Annotated in this window: 20 protein-coding genes and 1 tRNA gene; 3 read left to right on the top strand and 18 right to left on the bottom strand. The window is 66.7% G+C overall.

The annotated features are described in order from the left end of the window. Positions 1–8: 8 nt before the first annotated feature. Genes CK224_RS04245 through CK224_RS04235 form a run of 3 tightly spaced genes read right to left on the bottom strand, consistent with a single transcriptional unit; the run spans position 9 to position 3,216 of the window. Positions 9–1,226, bottom strand: a complete 1,218-nt coding sequence (locus tag CK224_RS04245; protein WP_095780862.1) for an ABC transporter permease — start codon at positions 1,224–1,226, stop codon at positions 9–11. Further along, on the bottom strand, positions 1,223–1,933 hold the full coding sequence (locus tag CK224_RS04240) for an ABC transporter ATP-binding protein (protein ID WP_095780861.1): 711 nt from the start codon (positions 1,931–1,933) through the stop codon (positions 1,223–1,225). The genes CK224_RS04245 and CK224_RS04240 overlap by 4 nt, the downstream gene beginning before the upstream one ends. Then, positions 1,930–3,216: an efflux RND transporter periplasmic adaptor subunit gene (locus tag CK224_RS04235; RefSeq protein WP_095780860.1), complete on the bottom strand. Its 1,287-nt coding sequence runs from the start codon at positions 3,214–3,216 to the stop codon at positions 1,930–1,932. Before CK224_RS04235 ends, CK224_RS04240 begins: the two co-directional genes overlap by 4 nt. A gap of 132 nt (positions 3,217–3,348) precedes the next feature. On the opposite strand from CK224_RS04235, the gene CK224_RS04230 reads away from it, so the two are divergent. Both CK224_RS04230 and CK224_RS04225 read left to right on the top strand, forming a co-directional pair. Beyond that, on the top strand, positions 3,349–4,251 hold the full coding sequence (locus CK224_RS04230; RefSeq protein WP_095780859.1) for a PhzF family phenazine biosynthesis protein: 903 nt from the start codon (positions 3,349–3,351) through the stop codon (positions 4,249–4,251). Between the two features lie 105 nt (positions 4,252–4,356). Then, positions 4,357–4,432 (top strand) — tRNA-Lys (locus tag CK224_RS04225). 48 nt (positions 4,433–4,480) lie between these two features. Here the strand turns inward: CK224_RS04225 and CK224_RS04220 are convergent. The 8 genes from CK224_RS04220 to cbiE form a co-directional block, all read right to left on the bottom strand. Then, entirely contained in the window at positions 4,481–4,873 is a 393-nt protein-coding gene (locus CK224_RS04220; RefSeq protein WP_141245772.1) for a hypothetical protein, read from the bottom strand. Positions 4,874–4,966: 93 nt separating this feature from the next. Continuing rightward, the gene (cobT, locus tag CK224_RS04215) at positions 4,967–5,992 is read right to left on the bottom strand and encodes a nicotinate-nucleotide--dimethylbenzimidazole phosphoribosyltransferase (protein WP_095779775.1); all 1,026 of its coding nucleotides are present in this window, start codon (positions 5,990–5,992) and stop codon (positions 4,967–4,969) included. A 25-nt stretch (positions 5,993–6,017) separates the two neighbouring features. Then, a complete protein-coding gene (gene cobS, locus CK224_RS04210; RefSeq protein ID WP_095780858.1) occupies positions 6,018–6,788 on the bottom strand; it encodes an adenosylcobinamide-GDP ribazoletransferase in 771 nt (256 codons plus the stop codon). Beyond that, entirely contained in the window at positions 6,785–8,101 is a 1,317-nt protein-coding gene (locus CK224_RS04205) for a cobyrinate a,c-diamide synthase (protein WP_095780857.1), read from the bottom strand. The genes cobS and CK224_RS04205 overlap by 4 nt, the downstream gene beginning before the upstream one ends. Further along, positions 8,098–8,913 carry a uroporphyrinogen-III C-methyltransferase gene (gene cobA, locus CK224_RS04200; RefSeq protein ID WP_176477842.1) on the bottom strand — a complete coding sequence of 272 codons (816 nt, stop codon included), beginning with the start codon at positions 8,911–8,913 and terminating at the stop codon, positions 8,098–8,100. The genes CK224_RS04205 and cobA overlap by 4 nt, the downstream gene beginning before the upstream one ends. Next, positions 8,910–9,674 (bottom strand): precorrin-4 C(11)-methyltransferase, encoded by a 765-nt coding sequence (cobM, locus tag CK224_RS04195; protein WP_095780856.1) that lies wholly within the window; start codon positions 9,672–9,674, stop codon positions 8,910–8,912. The genes cobA and cobM overlap by 4 nt, the downstream gene beginning before the upstream one ends. After that, positions 9,671–10,057: a cobalamin biosynthesis protein gene (locus CK224_RS04190; protein ID WP_095780855.1), complete on the bottom strand. Its 387-nt coding sequence runs from the start codon at positions 10,055–10,057 to the stop codon at positions 9,671–9,673. The genes cobM and CK224_RS04190 overlap by 4 nt, the downstream gene beginning before the upstream one ends. Continuing rightward, positions 10,054–11,295, bottom strand: coding sequence for a precorrin-6y C5,15-methyltransferase (decarboxylating) subunit CbiE (gene cbiE / locus CK224_RS04185; RefSeq protein WP_095780854.1), 1,242 nt, complete (start codon positions 11,293–11,295; stop codon positions 10,054–10,056). The genes CK224_RS04190 and cbiE overlap by 4 nt, the downstream gene beginning before the upstream one ends. A 1-nt stretch (position 11,296) precedes the next feature. Between cbiE and CK224_RS04180 the strand changes: the two genes are divergently transcribed. After that, positions 11,297–12,064 (top strand): cobalt-precorrin-6A reductase, encoded by a 768-nt coding sequence (locus tag CK224_RS04180; RefSeq protein ID WP_095780915.1) that lies wholly within the window; start codon positions 11,297–11,299, stop codon positions 12,062–12,064. Here the strand turns inward: CK224_RS04180 and CK224_RS04175 are convergent. From CK224_RS04175 to CK224_RS04145, 7 genes are read right to left on the bottom strand one after another with little or no spacing between them, the layout of a single operon-like run. Beyond that, on the bottom strand, positions 12,028–12,792 hold the full coding sequence (locus CK224_RS04175) for a precorrin-3B C(17)-methyltransferase (protein WP_095780853.1): 765 nt from the start codon (positions 12,790–12,792) through the stop codon (positions 12,028–12,030). The genes CK224_RS04180 and CK224_RS04175 overlap by 37 nt on opposite strands. Then, positions 12,789–13,547 carry a precorrin-2 C(20)-methyltransferase gene (locus CK224_RS04170; protein ID WP_066998739.1) on the bottom strand — a complete coding sequence of 253 codons (759 nt, stop codon included), beginning with the start codon at positions 13,545–13,547 and terminating at the stop codon, positions 12,789–12,791. The genes CK224_RS04175 and CK224_RS04170 overlap by 4 nt, the downstream gene beginning before the upstream one ends. After that, positions 13,544–14,176 carry a precorrin-8X methylmutase gene (locus CK224_RS04165; RefSeq protein WP_066998742.1) on the bottom strand — a complete coding sequence of 211 codons (633 nt, stop codon included), beginning with the start codon at positions 14,174–14,176 and terminating at the stop codon, positions 13,544–13,546. Before CK224_RS04165 ends, CK224_RS04170 begins: the two co-directional genes overlap by 4 nt. Before the next feature lie 3 nt (positions 14,177–14,179). Continuing rightward, positions 14,180–15,541 carry a precorrin-3B synthase gene (gene cobG / locus CK224_RS04160; RefSeq protein ID WP_095780852.1) on the bottom strand — a complete coding sequence of 454 codons (1,362 nt, stop codon included), beginning with the start codon at positions 15,539–15,541 and terminating at the stop codon, positions 14,180–14,182. Beyond that, positions 15,538–19,134 (bottom strand): cobaltochelatase subunit CobN, encoded by a 3,597-nt coding sequence (gene cobN / locus CK224_RS04155; RefSeq protein ID WP_095780851.1) that lies wholly within the window; start codon positions 19,132–19,134, stop codon positions 15,538–15,540. The genes cobG and cobN overlap by 4 nt, the downstream gene beginning before the upstream one ends. 17 nt (positions 19,135–19,151) lie before the next feature. Beyond that, complete coding sequence (gene cobW / locus CK224_RS04150; protein ID WP_095780850.1) at positions 19,152–20,189, bottom strand: cobalamin biosynthesis protein CobW; 1,038 nt, start codon at positions 20,187–20,189, stop codon at positions 19,152–19,154. A 1-nt stretch (position 20,190) separates the two neighbouring features. Continuing rightward, positions 20,191–20,619: a DUF1636 family protein gene (locus CK224_RS04145; RefSeq protein WP_066998755.1), complete on the bottom strand. Its 429-nt coding sequence runs from the start codon at positions 20,617–20,619 to the stop codon at positions 20,191–20,193. Positions 20,620–20,655: the final 36 nt, after the last annotated feature.

Here is a 20,655-nt window from a genome sequence, read left to right as displayed (position 1 = left end):
GCGGCGGTTCACTCGTGCCTTAGCGCCTCGATCGGATCGAGCCTTGCGCCGCGCAGTGCCGGGAAGAAGCCGAACACCATGCCGATCAGCGCCGAAAAACCGACGGCGAGCAGGATCACTGCTAGGCTCGGCGCGAAGGGTATCGTCAGCGTCACCGAGGCCAGGCCTGCGAGCGCAAGTCCGATCAGGATGCCGATGATGCCGCCGACCAGCGACAGCACCGTCGCCTCGACCAGGAACTGGATCAGGATGTGTTTTTCGTGCGCGCCGATCGCCAGCCTGATGCCGATCTCGCGCGTGCGCTCAGTGACCGATACCAGCATGATGTTCATGATGCCGATGCCGCCGACCAGAAGGCTGACGCCGGCGACGGCACCCAGCATGCCGGTCATGGTGGTGGTGGCGCTTGCCATGGCGTCGGCGATCTGGGTCATGTCGCGGATCGAGAAATCGGCATCGCGGTCCGGCGTGATGCGGCGCGTGTCGCGCAGGATGTCCTCGACGCGCGGCTGCAGTTCGGTGGTCGGCGTCCTGTCGTCGGCGGCGATGTAGATCGAGTCGATGTCGCGGTTGCCGGCGATGCGCCGCTGGTAGGCGGCCAGCGGCATCAGCACGACATTGTCCTGATCCTGGCCGAAGCCGGTGTAACCCTTCGGCTCGAGCAGGCCGATGATCCGGCAGGAGGTGCGGTTGACGCGGATCGTCTCCCCCTCCGGATCGCCGGCGCCGAAGAACTGCTGCCGCACCGTCTCGCCGATCAGGCAGACGCCGGCGCCGGCGCGCGCCTCGGAATCGCTGAAGGGGCGGCCCGATACCAGCTTCCAGTCGCGCGCGTCGAGATAGGCGCTGTCGGTGCCGGTAACGCCCGACGTCAGGCTCTCCGTGCCGAAGATGACCCGCACCTGTTTTTGCGACGCCGGTGCGATGGCGCGTGCGCCGCTGAGATGGGCAACCAGTGCTTCGAGGTCCTTGGCGGCCAGCGGTCGGGTGACCTGGTCGAGCCCGCCCGGGCCGCCAGGCCCTGCCGGACGGCCCGAGCGGACGACGAGCAGGTTGCTGCCGAGTTTCGAGATGTCGGCCTTGACCTTCTCGGTGGTGCCGGAGCCGATGGTGAGCATGGCAATGACCGCGGCGACGCCGATGACGATGCCGAGCAGGGTCAGGAACGAGCGCAGCACGTTCCGGCGGATGGAAATCAGCGAAAGGCGGACGGTTTCCCAGATCATGCTGCCTCGGCTTTCGCTGTATCTGAAGCGACGTGGCCGTCGAGGAAGCGCACCGTGCGCCCGGCATATGCCGCGACGTCGGCTTCGTGCGTGACCATAACGATGGTGAGGCCGAGTTCGGCGTTCAACCTGGTCAGCAATTCCATTATTTCGTGCGTGCGCGCGGTGTCGAGATTTCCGGTGGGCTCGTCGGCGACGAGCAGAGTCGGTTTGGTGACGATGGCACGCGCGATCGCCACGCGCTGTTGCTGGCCGCCCGAGAGCTCGGCCGGCGTGTGATGTTCGCGCCCGACAAGTCCGACCTGGGCGAGCGCCTGCATGGCCAGCTCCCGGCGCTCGCGGGCGGAAACGCCGCGATAGATCAGAGGCAGCTCGACATTTTCCGCCGCCGTGGTGCGGGGCAGGAGATTGTAGCCCTGGAAGACGAAGCCGACATAAAGGTTGCGCAACAGGGCGCGGCGGTTGCGGTCGAGCCGGCCGGCATCGACGCCCATGAAGCGGTAGGTTCCGGCCGTCGGCGTGTCGAGACAGCCGATGATGTTCATCGCCGTCGACTTGCCCGAGCCGGACGGTCCCATGATGGCGACGAACTCACTTCTGCGGATGGCAAGATCGACGCCGGCAAGTGCGTGCACGCACGCTTCGCCCTCGCCATAGCTCTTCCATACACTGTCGAAGGTGATGAGCAGGGGAGCGGACACGGTCAGCTCCGTTGCTGCGAGCCGGTGATGACCTCCGCGCCTTCCTCGAGGCCGGACGTGATCTCGGTCAGTTCACCGTCGGTCGAGCCGATCCTAACGTTGAGGGCATGCGGCCGTCCGTTGTCCAACACATAGAGCGTGCGCGAGCCGTCGATCGGCGCTTTCGTCGCCTCGCGCTGCCAGTTGGGGCGCCCCATGCGGCCGGTAAAGAGGTCGCGCAGGCTCCAGCCGCGGGCCGCCTGTTGCGCCGGGCGGTAACGGAAGGCTGCGGCCGGCACGGTGAGCACGCCCTTGGCCTGCCGGGTCACCACCGCGACCGTGGCGGTCATGCCTGGCCTGAGCAGAAGTTCGCCGTTGTCGACTTCCAGCCGTGCATTGTAAGTGACGACGCCGTCGGTGGTGACGGAGGCATAGGAGATGTCGCGGATCTCGGCGTCGAAGGGACGGTCCGGGAAAGCATCGACGGTGAAGCGGGCATGCTGGCCGGGCTTGACCTGGCCGATATCGGCCTCGTCCACCGCCGCCTGCAGCTCCATGTTCCGCAAGTCGGCAGCGATGACGAACAGCACCGGCGCCTGCAGCGAAGAAGCGACCGTCTGCCCCGGATCGACGGAGCGCGTGAGCACGATGCCGTCGATCGGCGCGTAGATGGTGCTCTTGGCAAGGTCGGTCTGCTGGGCCTTCAGATCAGCTTCGGCGATGGCGAGATTGGCCTCGGCGCTGTCGAGCGCGGCCTTGGAGCGATCGCGTGTCGCGGTCGCGGCCTCAAGCGATTGATCCGTCGCCATGCCGCGCTTGGTGAGGGCGCTCGCGCGGACCACCGCGTTCTGGTTTTCCTGCAGCGTGACCTTGGCATCCTCGACGGCGGCCGCCGCCGCCTTTGCCGAGGCGGTGGCGCGCTCGATCTGGACTTCGAGCTTGGCGGTGTCGAGCGTCGCCAGAACGTCGCCCTTCTTGACCTGCTGGTTCTCGTTGACGGCGACGGCGCGCACGATACCGGAAAGCTCGCTGGAGATGTCGACCTGCGTCAGCGGCTGCAGCGTGCCGGTCGCCGACACCTTGACGGTCAGGTCGGCAATCGTCGCCGGCGCGGTCGTGTATTCGATCCGGGGCGGCGAGACGGCGTTCCAGCGGTAGCCGGCGATCGCGGCCGCCACGACAGCCAGCGCCAGCAGCGCGTAGAGCCAGAAGCGGCTGCGCTTGCGGCTCACGCCTTTGCGGTCGAGCCCGAGGGCCGTTTCGATGGAAGTGTCGGTTTCTGCGTTTGGCGGATTGACAAGCTGGTCCACCACGGACCCCTATAACGACAAATTGATGTCCCTATCCGTGAACAAATCATGCCTTGAGGTTCGAATTTCAAATTAAATTTCCCTCATGTTGGGATCGAGCAGAAATTCGGAACGAGGCGGAAGGTTTTCCAAATGATGCGCGACTACTTGCTTTACGACGTGTTTACGACCGAGCGGCTGGCCGGGAATCCGCTGGCGGTGGTGCTCGACAGCGAGGGGCTGGATACGGCCGCCATGCAAGCGATCGCGCGCGAATTCAACCTGTCCGAGACAGTGTTCGTGCTGCCGCCCGAAAATCCCAAGCATCGCAACCGTATACGCATCTTCACGCCCGATTATGAGATGCCGTTCGCGGGCCATCCGACCGTGGGGTCGGCTATCGCGCTTGCGGAGCAGGCTGGCGAAGCGACTGGCATCTTTGTGTTGGAGGAGAACATCGGCCCCGTGCGTTGCGCGGTCAGCAAGCATGATGGCGCTACCTTCGCCGAATTCGACCTGGCGAAACTGCCTGAGCGGCTGGAACTCGCCGCCGAACCGGAAATGATCGGCGCAGCCCTTGGCCTTGGCCCGCACGAACTCGGCTTCGAGAATCACCGCGTCTCCTTCTGGTCGGCCGGCGTGCCCTATGTCACCATTCCGGTTGCCGGCCTCGAAGCGGCCGCAAAAGTCAGGCTGGACAACCAGGCATGGTCCGAACTCGCGCCGCGCAAGAGCGAATGGACCTTCGCCAGCCCGTATGTCTATTGCCGCGAGACGGTGCATCACGACAGCGCCTTCCATGTGCGCATGATCGTGCCTGGCAATCCCTCCTACGAAGATCCGGCGACCGGCTCCGCGGCGGCGGCCTTTGCCGGCGCCATCATGCATTTCGACGGTCCAACGGACGGGATCTCGCAGCTTTGGATCGAGCAGGGGCTGGAAATGGGGAGGCCCTCGCGCATCCGGCTCGAACTCAACGTCGACGGCGGAAAACTGGCCTCCGCGCGCATCGGAGGCCATGCGATCAAAGTGGCGGAAGGCCAGCTTTTTGTGTGACACCTGCGGCAATTCGGCGATTTGTCGGGAAATGATCCGGCAGGGCTGGACATCGCTCAAACCGGCGGCTATATGCGCCGCCGACGCTGGATTTCCCGGCGGTGTGGGTGTGTAGCTCAGTTGGTAGAGCAGCTGACTCTTAATCAGCGGGTCCACAGTTCGATCCTGTGCACACCCACCAAATTCTTTTCATAAAGCGGCCAGAAAACAAGCGAGATGGGCACCAGTCCTACTGCGCTGTCCTGTTCAAGCTGGCCTTGAACTTGACCTTCATCGTGATCTGGCCGGTCACCGTAACCTGCGATCCGCCATAACCACCGACATTGCGATCCCGGGCATTGACGTTAGTTGTCATGCCGGTGATTTCGCAGGTGTCGGCGACAGTCTCGACCACCATGGCGCAACTGACGGCCGCGACCTTGTAGAAAGAGCGAAGTGCGGCCTGCTGCTGGGCGGCTGCGTCCTCGTCGTCCTTGACCGGAAGGGTCATCGAAATCGACGATTGGATTCTGGCAGATCCGTCTTCGCCGGGGCGAAGCGGGCGAACATATTGATCTTGGGCAAGGACCGGCAGTGCCATCCCAGCAAGAAACGTAACAAATATTAGGCCCTTCAAATACATCGTTTCGATCTCCCGTGAAACATCTCTGTCGCACGAAACAATCAAGACGACGTTATTTCGTCATTTCAACAGCGTTGAAATTTTGAAGGAAGATTATTTTTCCGAAACGCCGGCTTCCGCGAAACTCGCCATTCTCGTATGACACTCCAGCGCCGAGCGGACGATGTTGACGGCAAGGCAGGCGCCGGAGCCTTCGCCGAGCCGCATGCCGAGGTCGAGCAGCGGCGGCAGGCCCAGCGCTTCGAGCAGGCGGCGATGACCGGCTTCGGCCGAGACATGGGCGGCGACGGTGTGCGCCAGCCCGGTCGGGTGCAGCCTTGCCAGCGGCGCCACGGCGGCGGTGCAGACGAAGCCGTCAAGCAGCACCGGCACGTTGTTCTTGCGCGCGGCGAGCGTGGCGCCGAAGATCGCCGCAAGCTCGCGTCCGCCAAGCGCTCCGGCGATCTTCAGCGGGTCGGAAAGCGAATCGGCATGGCGCTTCAGGCCCGCCTCTATGGCGGTGATCTTGCGGATCAATCCGGCATCATCGACGCCGGTGCCGCGGCCGGTCCATTTTTCCGCGCCGCCGCCGAAAAGAGCGGCCGAGATCGCTGCTGCCGGCGTGGTGTTGCCGATGCCCATCTCGCCGAAACAGACGAGGTCGAGATCGTTGGTCACGGCGTCGTAGCCGGCCGAGACCGCGGCGAGGAAGGTCTGCTCGTCCATGGCCGGCGCTTGCGTGAAATCGCCGGTCGGGTGGTCGAGATCGAGCGGGATGACGTCGAGCCTGGCGCCGGCGACGCGGGCGAGCTGGTTGATCGCAGCGCCGCCGCCGGCGAAGTTCGCCACCATCTGTACAGTGACTTCCGAAGGATAGGCCGACACGCCCTGCGCGGTGACGCCGTGATTGCCGGCAAACACGAAGACCTTGACCGCATCGAGCTTCGGCATGTCGCGGCCCTGCCAGCGGGCCAACCACGCGGCGATCGTTTCCAGCCGGCCGAGACTGCCCTGCGGCTTGGTCAGCGTGTCCTGGCGACGGGCAACGGCGGCGGCGGCCGTATCGCTGCCGCCGGACAGATCGAGGCAGGCGGCGCGAAGGTCTTCGAGCGATTTGAACGAAGTTGTTTGAGGGGACATGAGGGCAAGGTCTCCGAAAGAAGAATCAGGAAAGGCAAGCGGAAGCGACAAGCAGCACGGCGATCTCGCCGAGCTGCTGCAGCGCGCCGATCGTATCGCCGGTCTGGCCGCCGATCTGGCTGAGGCAGAGCGCACGAAAGGCGGCAAACAGCAGGCCAAGCAGGATCACCGCGGCAATTGCGCCGCCGAGGCCGAGCGCCAACAGCGCCACGGCTCCGAGCGCGGCGCCAACGACGGCGGTTTCGGCAGTGACCGAGCCCGCGTCGGCCGACAGCCCATCGGGGCGCGCCGGCGGCAGAAGATGCATGAAGGCGCCGAACAGGCCGCGCGAGGCGGCGTGCGCTGCCAGCAGCGCCAGGAAGATGTGGCCAGGGCCGGCCAGTTCCGAAAGCGCGCTCCAGCGGATGAGCAGCGAGATGCCGAGCGCCACGGCGCCATAGGCGCCGATGCGGCTGTCGCGCATGATCTCCAGCTTCTTCTCGCGCGTCCTGCCGCCGCCGAATCCATCGGCGATATCGGAGAGCCCGTCCTCGTGCAGGCAGCCGGTGACAAGCATCGTCGCTGCAAGCGCGAGCGCCGCAGCCGGACCGGCGGCAAGGCCGAGGGCGCCAACGATGGCGTAGACAAGCGCGCCGATGACGGCGACGGCGAGACCGGCAAAGGGTGCCGCCCAGATCGCTTCGGCAAGGCTGCGGCCGCCGAAATCGCTCGACGGCAGCCTCAGCCGTGTCAAGAAGACAAGGCTGAGGCCTATGTCGTCGAGCAATCGCCGAGGCTCTGAAAGGCCGCCGCTCATGCGCCCCTCGCAATAGCATGGAAGAAAGTGCCGCTGACATGGCCGCGCCGGTAACCCGACGCGCCCAGCGGATTGCCCTGGCCGTCGGCGAGGTCCGCCAGCGGCTCGTCATTGCCTGTGGCGGTCATCTGCGCATAGTGGAACTCATGGCCGCGGATGAGCATGCCTTCGCTGCCAAGCGGACACCCGGCGCGCAGCTGCGCCTCGCGATAGCCGAGGTTCATCCTGCGCCTGGCGAAGCTGGTCGAATGGCCAAGCAGGCCAAGCATTTTATGGCTCTCGCCGTCCGCATCCTCCAGCGCCTCGCCCAGCACCATGAAGCCGCCGCACTCGCCATGCACTGGCTTGGTCGCGGCGAAACGCGCCATTCCCGCACGGAAGTTGCCAGCGGCCGCAAGCTTGCCGGCATGCAGTTCTGGATAACCGCCTGGCAGCCAGCAGACATCGCAATCTTGGCTCGGCGCTTCGTCGGCAAGCGGTGAGAAGGGCACGATCTCGGCGCCAGCGTTTCGCCAGTATGAGGCGACGTGCGGGTAGAGGAAGGTGAAGGCGGCGTCCTCGGCCAGCGCAATGCGCTGGCCTGGCGGCTGCAATGCCTCGCCGAAGTCGCCGGCCGCAGGTTCAAGAGGAGACGCCAGCGCGAGAATGGCGTCGATATCGAGCGACTTCTCGACCATATCGGCCAGCCGGTCGAGATGCGCCATGAGGTTCTCGTGCTCCCCTGCCTGGACGAGGCCGAGATGCCGCTCCGGCAGGTTGAGCGTCGGATCGCGCATGATGGCGCCGACCACCGGCAGGCCGATCGCCTCGATCGCGTCGCCCGCCAGTCGGCGATGGCGCTCGCTGCCGAGGCGGTTGAGCACGACGCCGGCCATGCGCACATCCGGATCGTAGGTGGCAAAGCCCTTGGCGACGGCGGCGGCCGTGGTCGACTGGCCGGAAACGTCGAGCACCAGAAGCACCGGCAGGCCATAGAGCCGGGCGAGATCGGCGGCCGAACCCGAACGGCCTTCCGGCGCGGGAATGCCGTCGAAAAGGCCCATCGCGCTTTCGAGAATGACGTACTCGGCACCACACGCTGCCTGGTTCGCCAGCGCGTTGAGCAGGGAAGGCGGCATCGCCCAGCTGTCGAGATTGACGCCGGAGAGGCCGGTGGCGGCGGTATGGAAGCCGGGATCGATGTAATCCGGTCCGGACTTCGCGCCCCGCACCTTCAGCCCGCGCCGGGCAAGCGCGCGCAACAGGCCTATGGTGACGCTGGTCTTGCCCGAGCCGGAGCGCGGCGCGCCGATGATGATCGCGCGCGCCGTCATGACCCGCCCGCCAGTGCCGCGCGCATGGCGACGATACCGCCGACGACAATCAGCGCCGGGGAGGCGAGCCCGGCGGCAGCGGCCTCCTCGGCGATTGTGGCGAGCGTGGCGACAACGATGCGCTCCTGCGGCGTGGTCGCTGCGACGATCACGGCGGCAGGCGTCGACGGCGCGAGGCCACCGCTGAGCAGCTTTGCCGCTATCACCGGCAGATTGGCCATGCCCATATAGATGACGACCGGCTGGCCGGTGCGCGCGATTGCGGCCCAGTCGATGTCGCCATCGGTGCCGGCGGCATGGCCCGTGGCAAGGATGACCGCCTTGTTGATGCCGCGCATGGTGGCAGGGATGGCGGTGGCGGCCAATGCGCTGAGACCGGAGGTGAGGCCGGAGAGCACCCGAAATGGTATGTTTTCCCGTGCCAGCGACAACGCCTCTTCGCCGCCGCGGCCGAAAATATAGGGATCGCCGCCCTTGAGCCGCACGACGCGGCGGCCCTCGCGCGCCAGCCGCACGAGCAGGGCGTTGATGTCGTCCTGCTTCATCGAGGGCTGGCCGCCGCGTTTACCGGCGTAGAAGAGCTCCGCGCCTGCAGCAACCGCGACGACGTCGGGCGAGACCAGCGCGTCATAGACCAGCGCATCGCATTGCCCGAGTGCCGCCAGCACTTCTAGCGTCAGGCAGCCGGGATCGCCGGGGCCGGCGCCGGCCAGCCAGACATGGCCGGGCTCCAGCGCGCGCGGCTTGAAGTTTAGCCGCGCCAGCGCCTGCTCCACCGTTGCCCGTCCGTTTCTGTTGGTGCTGGCGTTCACAATCCGTCCCGTCCGCGAAAACGCCGCTGGTAGTGGGCGTCGTAAAGTGAGCTCTCGCCGAAATCCTGCGCGGCCAATGCGCTGCCGACGAAGATGATCGCCGTGCGCTCCATCGGATTTTGCGCAAGCTGCGCCTCGATCGTGCCCAGCGTGCCGGTCAGAATGCGCTCGTCCGGCCAGGAAGCGCGGAAGACGACCGCCACTGGGCATTCTGCGCCGTAGAGCGGCGTGAGTTCGGCAACGATGCGGTCGATGGCATGGATGGCGAGATGGATGGCTAGAGTTGCGCCGGTGCGGCCGAAGCCGGCAAGCGTCTCGCCGGGCGGCATTTTCGAGGCGCGGCCAGACACGCGGGTCAGCACGAGGCTCTGCGCGAGCTCGGGAATGGTAAGCTCGCGCCGAAGCGCCGCCGCTGCCGCCGCGAAGGAAGGCACGCCCGGCGTCATCGTGTAGGGGATATCGCGCTTCTCGAGCCGCCGGATCTGCTCGGCCACTGCGCTCCACACCGAAAGGTCGCCAGAATGCAGGCGCGCGACGTCCTGGCCGGCTTTGTGGGCGGCAAGATATTCGGCCTCGATCTCGTCGAGCGACATCGGCGCGGTGTCGATCAGCCTGGTTCCGGGCGCGCAGTGTTCGAGCAGTTCTGGCGCGACGATCGAGCCGGCATAGAGGCAGACCGGGCAGGACGCCAGCAGGCGGCTGCCGCGCAAGGTGATGAGGTCGGCAGCACCAGGGCCGGCGCCGATGAAATGGACGGTCATTTTCGGCCTCCACCAAGGGCGATGGCGCAGGTAACAGGACCAAGTACCGTGCGCGGCCCAAGCAGTTTCGCCTCTTTGCCGGCCGCGGCCAGGGCCGACGCTTCCGAAACCGACGGCGTGCCGGCATGAGCCCGCGACCATTCGGATTGGCTGATCGTGCCGGACGAGACGGTTTGCAAGGCGTCGTCGGAGACGACGAGCACGGGCAGGTCGAGGTCGCGACCGGCAAGAAAGATCGCTTGCTCGTCGCGTTTCATTTCGCCCGTTGCCAGCGCTGAAAGCGCGGTTACTGCTAACCCATGCGCTTCGAGCGCGGTCTCGATCGCGGCCCGCACGTCGCGCGCCGTCACACCCTTCCGGCAGCCGATACCCGCGACCATCATGGCTTTACCCAGCTCCATTGCATGACCGGCATGGCCGGACGCCAGGCCTGCATGGATCCTACCGGCGCCGCACGCGAGAGGGCGATGCGCAGAAGGTCGCCGCCGCGCCTGGTATGCTGGTCAAGCAGCAGCGCCTCCATTTCCAGCGTCACAGCATTGGCGATCAACCGGCCGCCGGCGCGCAGCGACTTGATCGCTGTCTCCAGCACGCCGGCATCGCTGCCGCCGCCGCCGATGAAGATGGCGTCTGGTGTCGCCAGTGTTGCCAGCGCTTTCGGCGCCGAGCCTTCGATGACGACGAGACCGGGCACGCCGCAATGCGCGGCGTTGCGATGGATGCGGGCGGCGCGCTCGCTGTCGGCTTCGATGGCAATCGCCCGCATCGAAGGGTGAGCCCGCATCCATTCGATGCCGATCGAGCCGGAGCCGGCACCGATGTCCCAGAGCAGTTCACCGCGCCGCGGCGCCAGCGCCGACAGCGTCATGGCGCGGATCTCGCGCTTGGTGATCTGGCCGTCATGCTCGAACAGATGATCGGCAAGGCCGACGGTCAAAGGCAGGATGCGCGCATCCGGAGTCGATTCTATTTCGAGCGCCAGCACGTTGAGCGGATTGATGTTTTTGAGATCGAAGGCGTCGGCGCGGACAGCGTGGCGCGTTTCGCCCTGGCCGCCAAGCGCTTCGAGAACCGTCAACCGCGACGGACCGAAGCCGAGTTCGTCGAGCAGCGCGGCGATGGCGGCCGGCCCGTCGCTGTCGGATGTGAGCGCAAGGATACGTGCGCCGGGGTGGAGCAGGGGGCGGAGGAGGTCGATCGAGTGGCCATGCAACGAGATGGTTTCGACATCGTGCAGCGCCCAGCCGAGGCGGGAAGCGGCTAGCGACAGCGATGACGGCGCCGGCAGGACGAGCATCTCATCCGGTTTCACTTTGCGCGCGAGCGTGACGCCGACGCCGTGGAAGAACGGGTCGCCGGAAGCCAGCACGCAGACGCTTCTGCCTTCGAGCGCCAGCACGTCATGCATCTCGGCATCGAACGGCGTCGGCCACGGTCGCTCCTTGCCCTTGGCCAAGTCTGAGACGAGCGCGAGGTGCCGCTTGCCGCCAAAGATGACTTCGGCCTCGGCGATCCTGCGCTTGGCCTCGTCGCCCAGACCCGCTACACCGTCCTCGCCGATGCCGACGATGGTCAGCCATCTTGCGACCGGCTTGGCAGCGCGCGAACCGTCAGCAGGCATGATGACCCACCGTATTCTGATTCTCGGCGGAACCACGGAGGCCCGGCAGCTGGCGGGCAAGCTGGCTCGCCGGAAGGATTTCTCGATCACGCTGTCGCTCGCCGGCCGCACCGAAAGCCCCATGGCGCAAGGCGTGCCCATGCGTAGCGGCGGCTTTGGCGGCATGCAGGGATTGGCCGCCTACCTCCATCGGGAACAGGTCGATCTGGTGGTCGACGCCACGCATCCTTACGCGGCCCGTATGTCGGCCAATGCCGCTGAGGCGGCCAGGCAAACCCGCGTGCCGATGGTTGCGCTGCGGCGTGCCGGCTGGGAGCCTGTCGCGGGTGATCGCTGGACTTTCGTGGAGAGCGTCGCTGAAGCGGCCAAGGCGCTTGGCACGGCGCCGCGACGAGTCTTGCTGGCGATCGGCCGGCAGGAAGCCGGCGCGTTCGAGGCCGCTCCGCAGCATCGCTATCTCATTCGCAGCGTCGACCCGATCGAGCCGAAGCTGGCTGTGCCTGACGCAGTTTACCTTCTGGCGCGCGGGCCGTTCCCCGAAGCGGACGAGCGCGCGCTGCTTGAAAAATACGCCATCGATACCGTCGTTTCGAAGAACAGCGGCGGCGAGGCGACCTACGGCAAGATCGCCGCGGCGCGCGCGCTCGGCATCGAGGTGATCATGGTGCGCAGGCCGCCGCTGCCTGACGTTGCGTCGGCCGAGACCGTCGATCAGCTGGCTGCGATGGTCGATCATTTTCTCGACCCAGTTGCCGAACGCGGCGTGTAGACCAGCGCGGGCTTGTCGCCGCGCTTGATGATGCGGGTCTCGGGCGAGCCGATGATGACGCAGGTCGACATGTCGGCCTTTGCCGCATCGGCGTCGGCGAGCAGAAACACCTCGATGCGCTCTTCGGGCCGGCCGGCGGCGCGACCGAAGATCACCGGGGTGGTGCCCGGCAGAATGGCCTTCAGGCATTCGAAGGCGCGGCCGAGCTGCCAGGGGCGCGCCTTGCTGATCGGATTGTAGAGCGCAATGACGAAGCCGGCGCCAGCCGCCGCCAGCAGACGCAGCTCGATCAGCTCCCAGGGTTTTAGATTGTCGGAGAGCGAGATGGCGCAGAAATCATGGCCGAGCGGCGCGCCGATGCGGGCGGCGACCGCGAGCATGGCGGTGACGCCGGGGACGACCGCGAGCTCGATCGACCTCCATTCTGGCGGGCCGGCTTCGATCGCCTCGCAGACGGCGGCCGCCATGGCGAATACGCCGGGATCGCCGCCGGACACGACAGCGACGCTGTGACCTTCGGCTGCCTTGGCCAGCGCCTCGTTCGAGCGGGCTAGCTCTTCGCGATTGTCGGAGGCGATGCGGGTCTGATCCTGTCGCAGCTCGAGCCGGTCGAGATAGGGCTTGTAGCCATAGAAGAAGGAAGCCTCAGTCACGGCGCGGATCGCCTCCGGCGTGACCTGATCGGCATTGCCGGGACCGAGGCCGATCACGGTGAGGCGGCCGCTCATGGCTTTGCTCCGGGAACTCCGGGACGCGCCGACCAGCCGGCGACCAGCACGATGGCGAAATAGGGCGCCTTGTCGTCTTGCTTTTCCGCGAGCCGCATCGACACGCTGCCCGGCATGGTGCCGCGCTCGACATAGACGGCCTTCGCCAGCTTGCCGGTCGCTTCCAGCGCGCGGCGGATCTTCGGCAGGTTGCGGCCGACCTTCATGATGACGGCGGCGTCGGTATCGGCCAGCCGCCGCGTCAGCTCGAACTCGCTCATCGTGCCGGGAAGCACGGTCAGCACATCGTCGCCCTGGACGATCGGCAGGCCGGTCGCCGACCAACAGCCGGACATGGCGGTGATACCGGGAATGACTTCGGTCGGGAATCGGTGCGAGAGGCGCACATGGAGATGCATGTAGGAGCCGTAGAAAAGCGGATCGCCCTCCGACAGCACGGCCACCATCTTGCCGGCGCCGAGATGCCCGGCGACCTGTTCGGCGGACTGCTCGTAGAAATCGGTGATCTGCGAGCGATAGTCGTCGTGATCCTTGTCGATCTCGGTCGTCACCGGATAGAGCAGCGGCAGCTCGACCATATCCGGGCGGAAGCGCGCCTCGACGATGGCGCGCGCGTTGCTGTTGTTGCCGCGCTTGGCGAAATAGGCGACAACGTCAGCCTCGGCCAGCGCGCGCGCCGCCTTCAGCGTCAACAGCTCCGGATCGCCGGGACCGGTGCCGACGCCGACGAGCCGGCCTTTGGGGAAAGCGTTCACAGGCCTGGCCTCGCCAATGCGTTGAGTGCTGCGGCCGTCATGGCGCTGCCGCCCAGCCTGCCGCGCACGATGGCGCAAGGTACGCCGTAGGAGTTTTCCGCCAGTGCATCCTTGGATTCGGCAGCACCGACGAAACCAACCGGCATGCCGATGATGGCGGCCGGCTTCGGCGCGCCGTCGCGCAGTTTTTCGAGCAGATAGAACAGCGCGGTCGGTGCGTTGCCGATGGCGACCACCGAACCTGCCATGCGCTCGCTCCAAAGGTCGATAGCGGCGGCCGAGCGCGTGTTGCCGATTTCCTTGGCGATATCGACGGTGCGCGGGTCGCGCAGTGTGCAGATCACCTCGTTTCCGGCCGGCAGGCGGGCACGGGTGATGCCGTGGGCGACCATCTCGGCATCGCAGAAGATCGGCGCCCCGGCGGCAAGGGCGGCACGGGCCGCTTCAACGAAACCGCTGGAGAACACGAACTGGCTGGCTGCCTCGACCTGGCCGCAGGCGTGGATCATGCGGATCGCGACATCGGCCTCTGTCTCGGAAAAGCGCGACAAGTCCGCCTCGGCGCGGATGATGGCGAAAGAGCGCTCGTAGATCGCCATCCCGTCATGGATATAGTCGTAGGCGGCCATTCTTCAGTTCCGTCGATAGAGTTCGGCGATCTCAGTCGCGCCGAGCCTTGTGAGGCAAGCGGCGGCAGTCTCGCCGGGATGCCGTGCGTTTCGGATCGCCGCCGCAATGCCGGCGACCCCGCGCGCGGCGTCATAGCCCGGCCTGTATCCGGCAGGAAGGGCCTTTGCCGTCCCGTCCACGACAAGTCCGGCTCCGTTTTCGTCGCCGACCAGGGTGAGGCCCGCTGGGCCGGGATGGGCGCAGCCCTTGGCGCAGCCGGAAATGTGGAGGGTGAGGGAGGCATCGAGGAGGTCGGGGCTTTCCGTTGCCATTTTTTCGGCGATGGCGCGGGTGGCGATGCGGCCGGAAGCGCAGGCGGGCGCTCCGGGGCAGGCGGCAATGCGGGTGCGCGGATCGGCGGCCTTGGTGACGAAGCCGAGGGCGGCGGCGGAGGCTTGGAGGGGAGGGCAGGCGGATGCGGTGAGGCCGAGGAAAAGCAGGGTGCGGCCTGGGGCCAGGCGGATTTCGGTCGAGTCCAGATCTGAGGCCCGGGCGGCGAGGTCGATGAGGTTCTGGGCCGGCATGCTTCCGAAGGGCAGGCCGATGCCGAGGGCTTGACCTTCGCGTAGGTCAAAGAGGCCGATCGGTGAGCGATGGCGCTCTAAGGCGCCCCCCTCTGTCCTGCCGGACATGTCCGGCAGGACAGAGGGGGGCGCGAAGGAATGCCAGCCTGCGAGAGAAGCCAATTGCCGCTCCGACAAATCCCGTGTGTGCGCCTCGCGACCTTTCTCGGCGACCATCCTGAGCGTTGCGAGGGCGATGTCGCGTGCGGCATCCGCATCGACTGTCGCGAGCGGTCTTGCATCGTGCGCGTCGCCCGCAACGGACATGCCCCATTTCACGCCAGCAGCAGTGTGCACTGCCTTCAACCGCACATCAGCTGTCACTGCGTCCAACGTCAACTGCCCGCCGCCGTCGACGACCACGGACACCTTCGGCCCCAACCGTCGAGTCAGCCCGGCCTCTTCAACCGCCGCCCTGATCCGTTCCGCCAGCGGGCGCGGATCTGCAATCTCCTGCGGGTCGATACCCGCGAGCGGCCCGGTCTCCACCGGCACGCCCGTCCGCACCGCAATGCCCAGCGCATCCACTTCCGCCGCCAGCAGCCCAGCGCTGTCTGCGGTCAGGCCCCGGATCTGCAGGCTACCGCGAGCGGTCACTTCCATGATGCCGTTGCCGTGGCGCAAGGCGGATTCGCAAAGACCGATCAGCGACTTGGGTGCAAGCCCTCCAGCAACCGGATTGAGCCGCACCAGCAGGCCATCGCCGGTCTGCATCGGCGCGCTCAACGCGGGGCAGGCGCCACGGCGCGAGAAGGCGTTCATGCCGCCACCTCGCTTGCCTGCGCCTCGGCGATCAAGGCCGTGAGATCGTCGTCGATGGAATTCCTGAGCGGATGCCAGAGACCGCGCCGTCGCGCAGCCAGGAATCGCTCAGCGATGACCTTCGCGGCGGCGGGATTTTCGCGCAGCAGGAAGGCTCGGACTTCCGCATCGCCGATATAGGCGTCGTGCACCGCCTCGATCAGCGCGCCCGATATGGCATGCGTGGTCTCGGCGAAGCCAACCAGGCGGTCGACCGTCTCGGCGAATTCCGAGGCGCCGCGGGGGCCGTGGCGCATCTGCCCGGCAATGAAGCGCGGATTGACGGCGCGGGCCCGCACCACGCGCGACACGGCTTCGCCGACCGATCGCGGCCTCGGCTTCTTAGGGTCAGTCGTGTCGAGCACGATGACATCGGCATTCCTGCCAAGCGCGGCCAGTGCGGCCGAAAACCCGCCGATGAAGGCGACATCGGCCGAACCTTCGAGGATGTCGCGGCCCGGGTCGTCGCCGGTGTGGACAAGCAGGTCCGCCTCGGCGATGCGGCCCTCGAACACGCCGGGCGCGGAGATGGCCTCACCGTCGGCGCCGCCATAGGCATGCGAGGTTGCTTCGAGATAGGCGCGGCCGATCTCTTCGCGCGCGCTCCATTCGCCGCGCGACAGCAATTCCTCGATCCCGGCGCCGTAAGTGCCGGGCGAGGTACCGAAAATGCGCGGACCGATCTTGCCTTGGGCACGGGCCGCGGCGGCAAGCGGATTTTCCGAATCGTCCTCGTCGCGGCCGGCGACGGCGCTGGCGGCGGCGTCGATCAGCGCGATCTGGATCGGGAACATATCGCGAAACAGGCCGGAGATGCGCCAGGTGACGTCGACGCGCGGGCGGCCGAGCGAAGCCGGCGGCAGCACCTCGATGCCGGTGACGCGACCCGTGGCGGCATCCCATTGCGGCCGGCAGCCCATCAGCGCGAGGCCTTGCGCGATCTCCTCGCCGCCGGTGCGCAACGACGCCGAGCCCCAGAGGTCGATGACCAGCGAGCGCGGCCAATCGCCATGGCTCTGCATGTAGCTGCGCACGACTTCTTCCGCCGCCGCCTGCCCGAGATCGCAGGCGGTCGACGTCGGCATGGTGCGCGGATCTGAGGTGAAAAGGTTGCGGCCGGTGGGCAGCACGTCGGAACGGCCGCGCGCCGGCGCGCCTGCCGGTCCGGCTTTGATGTGACGGCCGTCGAGCGCAGCGAGCAGGGCGCTTTTTTCGGTCTCGGCGCTTTGGCGGCGCAGCGGATCGGCTTCGTCATCGGGCGCGCGGCCATAGACATGCAGCCCGTCCTTGACGGCAAAATCCTTGAGGTCGCACAGCCACGCGTCGATGCGGCGCAGCGCCTCGTCCGGCGCATCGGTTCCGGCAACTCCGGCTTCAGAAGCAAGGCCTGTCTTCTGCGCCGTTTCGACGATCAGCCTTGCGAGTCGGTCGCGGCGGCGGCGGTCGAGCCCGTCGGCTTGTGCGTATTCGTCGACCAGCCGCTCAAGCCTCTGTTGCGCCTCGTCGAGCCCGGCGCCGGTCAGCGGCGGCGGCAGATGACCGAGCGTGACGGCCGCGATGCGGCGCTTGGCCTGCGCCGCCTCGCCAGGATTGGAGACGATGAAGGGATAGACAACCGGCAGCGAGCCGGTGACGATCTCGGGAAAGCAGGTGTCGGAGAGCGCGACCGTCTTGCCCGGCAGCCATTCCAGCGTGCCATGCGCGCCGACATGGACGATGGCGTGGACGCCGAGCGACTTTTGCAGCCACAGGCCGAAGGCGATCAGTTCGTGGCGCGGGGGAAGGGTGGGGTCGTGGTAGTCGGCGCGGCGGTCTGCGGAGCGACCACGGTCGGGGGCCAGCGCCACGGTAACGTTGCCGAAGGTGGCGGCGCGGAAGGGGAAGCTTGCGGAAGGAGGCGCTTGAACACCCCCCTCTGTCCTGCCGGACATCTCCCCCTCAAGGGGGGAGATTGGCAGTTTCGCTGACGGCGCTTCTCCTCCAGCGTTGATGATTGGCGAAAGCATCGATGCAGGCGCAATCTCCCCCCTAGAGGGGGAGATGTCCGGCAGGACAGAGGGGGGCGCATTGACGTGAGCTTTGCCGTTGGCTCTTCCCCATGCTGCCTCAACCGTGTCGCGTGCACCTTCGGGAAGCGCTGCCGAAAAGGCGAGATATTCCTGTAAGGTGAGACCAAGTCCACCCACCTCCAACACATCCAGCAATCCGCGCGGCGATTGCGGAATCCCATCAACCGCATAGCCCTGTTCCTTGAGGTCGTGCAGCATGGCGAGCACACTCGACGGCACATCCAGGCCGACAGCATAGCCGGTGCGTCCGGGCGCGCTTGGATAATCCGGAATCAGGATCGCCAGCTTGCGTTCCGCCCGCTGCGTCCGTTGAAGGCGGAGGAAGGCGGCGATGCGGGCGGCGACCTGCGCGACGCGATCCGCCTCGGGACGGTTGGCGAAGGCGCGGAAGGCCAGCGCCGGATCGGTGTCAATCTCGCCCTTGAAGGAGATCGCGCCGGCGAGGATACGGCCATCGAGCTCGGGCAGCACGACATGCATGGCAAGGTCGGCGGGCGCCAGGCCGCGCTGGTTTTTCTCCCAGACTTCGCGCCGCGTCGTGGCGACGATGACCTGGAACACGGGCACGCCGGCACGGTCGAAGAGCGTTTCGGCACCCGGCTCGGCACCGGAGGCGAAGGCGGTTGCAGTGACGATCGCGGACGGGTTCAGCGAGGCGATGGCGGTTTCGACGAAAGCCAGCGATACCGGGTCCTTGAGGCTCGAAACGAAGATCGGCATTGGCGTCATGCCCTGCGAGCGAAAGGCATCTGCGAGTGCATCGATTGGCGCGACGTCCGCGGCAAGCAGCATCGAGCGGTAGAAGAGGATGGGGATGACGGGGGCACCGACGCTGTCGATGTTGAGCTCCGTCACACCCCCCTCTGTCCGGCAGGACAGAGGGGGGTGTGACGGATCGCCGACGTTCAAGAAGACTGATTTCGCGACAACTCCGATTCCTGGTTGATAGTACCCCGCCTTCGGCACGCTCACCGGCTCGGCCACGGCCCTATCCGACCCGGCGAGCCTTGCCAGTCTTTGCACCAGCGCGCTCATGTTCGCCGGGCCGCCTTCGCGGAAATAGCCGAGCAGGGCGTCGAGTTCGGCGCGCGGCAGGGTCGAGCCTTCGATCAGCCGCAGATCCTCGTCGTGGCTTTCGCCCGGCAGCAGCGCCAGTTTGATATTTCGCTCGCGCGCAACCGCTGCGAGCTGGTCGCAGCCGTAGCGCCACCAGTCGTAGCCGCCGAGAATGCGGACCAGGACGACCCTGGCATGGCGCGCGACGCTGTCGATCCAGAGATCCACCGACATCGGGTGGCGGAGATCGCGAAGTGCTGCCAGCCGCATCGACGGCAGCCGCGCGGCGTCGGCCTTCCACGCAGCGGCGAGGCCGGCGAGATCGCTGTCGGTGAAGGACAGGGCCACGACATCCGCAGGCGTCTGCCTGAGGTCGATCGGCTCGGCGAGATCGTCGAGCGAGGCGGATGTCGTGGTGAGGATGTGCATCGCGGTTCGGTCTTGCCTCAGCCGGCGAGGATACGCTCGATCGCCGGGCGGTTCAGCCCTTTGAGGCCGATGACGACGAGCCGCGATCGGCGGTCGTCGTTCGACGTCCAGGCGCGGTCGTAATAGTGGTTGACGCGCGGGCCGACAGCCTGGAGCAGCAGCCGCATCGGCTTGCCACCCACCTCGACAAAGCCTTTGACGCGCAGAACGTTTTCCTGCTCGGCGGCGAGAGCGACGCGCTTTGCCAGCTCATCCGGACTGGCGATGGAAGGGATATCGAGGACGAAGGAGTCGAAATCGTCATGCTCATGGTCGAGCTCGTCATCGTGATGGGTCTTGCGGTTCTCGATGTCGTCTTCGACGGCGAGGCCAAGACCGAGCAGCACCGACGGGTCGACCTTGCCCTGTGCGGTCGGTACGACCTTGACGGCGCGCGCCACGTGCTCGCCGATGACGGCGTTGGCGCGCTCCGAGCCGGCCGCGTCCATCAGATCGCTCTTCGACAGGATGATCAGGTCGGCGCAAGCGATCTGGTCCTCGAATACCTCTTCGACCGGATCATCGTGGTCGAGGGAATCGTCGGCGGCGCGCTGCGCCTGCAGGGCGTCCATATCGGCGGCGACGCGGCCGTCGGCCAGCGCCGGACCGTCGACCACGGCGATGACGCCATCGACCGTCACGCGGCTCTTCACCGTCGGCCACTGGAAGGCCTGGACGAGCGGCTTCGGCAAAGCGAGGCCGGAGGTTTCGATCAGGATGTGGTCGACTTTCGGCGTGCGCGACAGGATCTGGTCGAGCGCCGGCACGAAATCGTCGGCGACGGTGCAGCAGATGCAGCCATTGGCCAGTTCGACGATGTTTTCCTCCGGACAGGTGTCGACGCCGCAGCCTTTCAGGATCTCGCCGTCGATGCCGACATCGCCGAATTCGTTGACGATGATCGCCAGCCGCTTGCCCTTGGCGTTTTCGAGCAGGTTGCGGATCAGCGTGGTCTTGCCGGCGCCGAGAAAGCCGGTGACGACAGTGCAGGGAACACGGGAGAGGGATGCGGTCATGTCAGTCCTTCAGCAGGTCGAGGGGAGGGATGCGGGCAACCAGGCCGCGCTTGAGGGAATCGGGCCGGCCTCGCCAGGGGATGAGGCCGTCGGTCGAGGTGGCAAAGAGCTTTGCGCCGGTGACGAGGTCGGCACCGCTGGTCGTTTCCAGGTCACCGAAGACATAGCTCCAGCAGCCGTCGCGCAGCAGCGCCGCGCTCAGGCGGCGTTTGCAATTGCCGAGACACTCGACGGTGCGGATGCGGATTTTCTCGTCCGGCGCGGCGCGGCGCGCGTCTTCGGCAAGGAGGGCGCCGGCGCGCGGATGCGCGTCCGAACCGGTCTCATCGCGGCAGGAGGAGCAGACGATGACGGTCACTTCCGATAGCGCGTCGCGGGGTTCGGACGAAATGTCCGCGGTACTAGCCGGAAAACTGACGTTGCGATCCAAAACCAGGCTCCTTGCCCGGAAAACCCGCCGAGCGAT

The organism is Mesorhizobium sp. WSM3862 (assembly GCF_002294985.1).
Taxonomy (GTDB): domain Bacteria; phylum Pseudomonadota; class Alphaproteobacteria; order Rhizobiales; family Rhizobiaceae; genus Mesorhizobium.
This window is presented reverse-complemented; position numbering and strand designations above follow the sequence as displayed.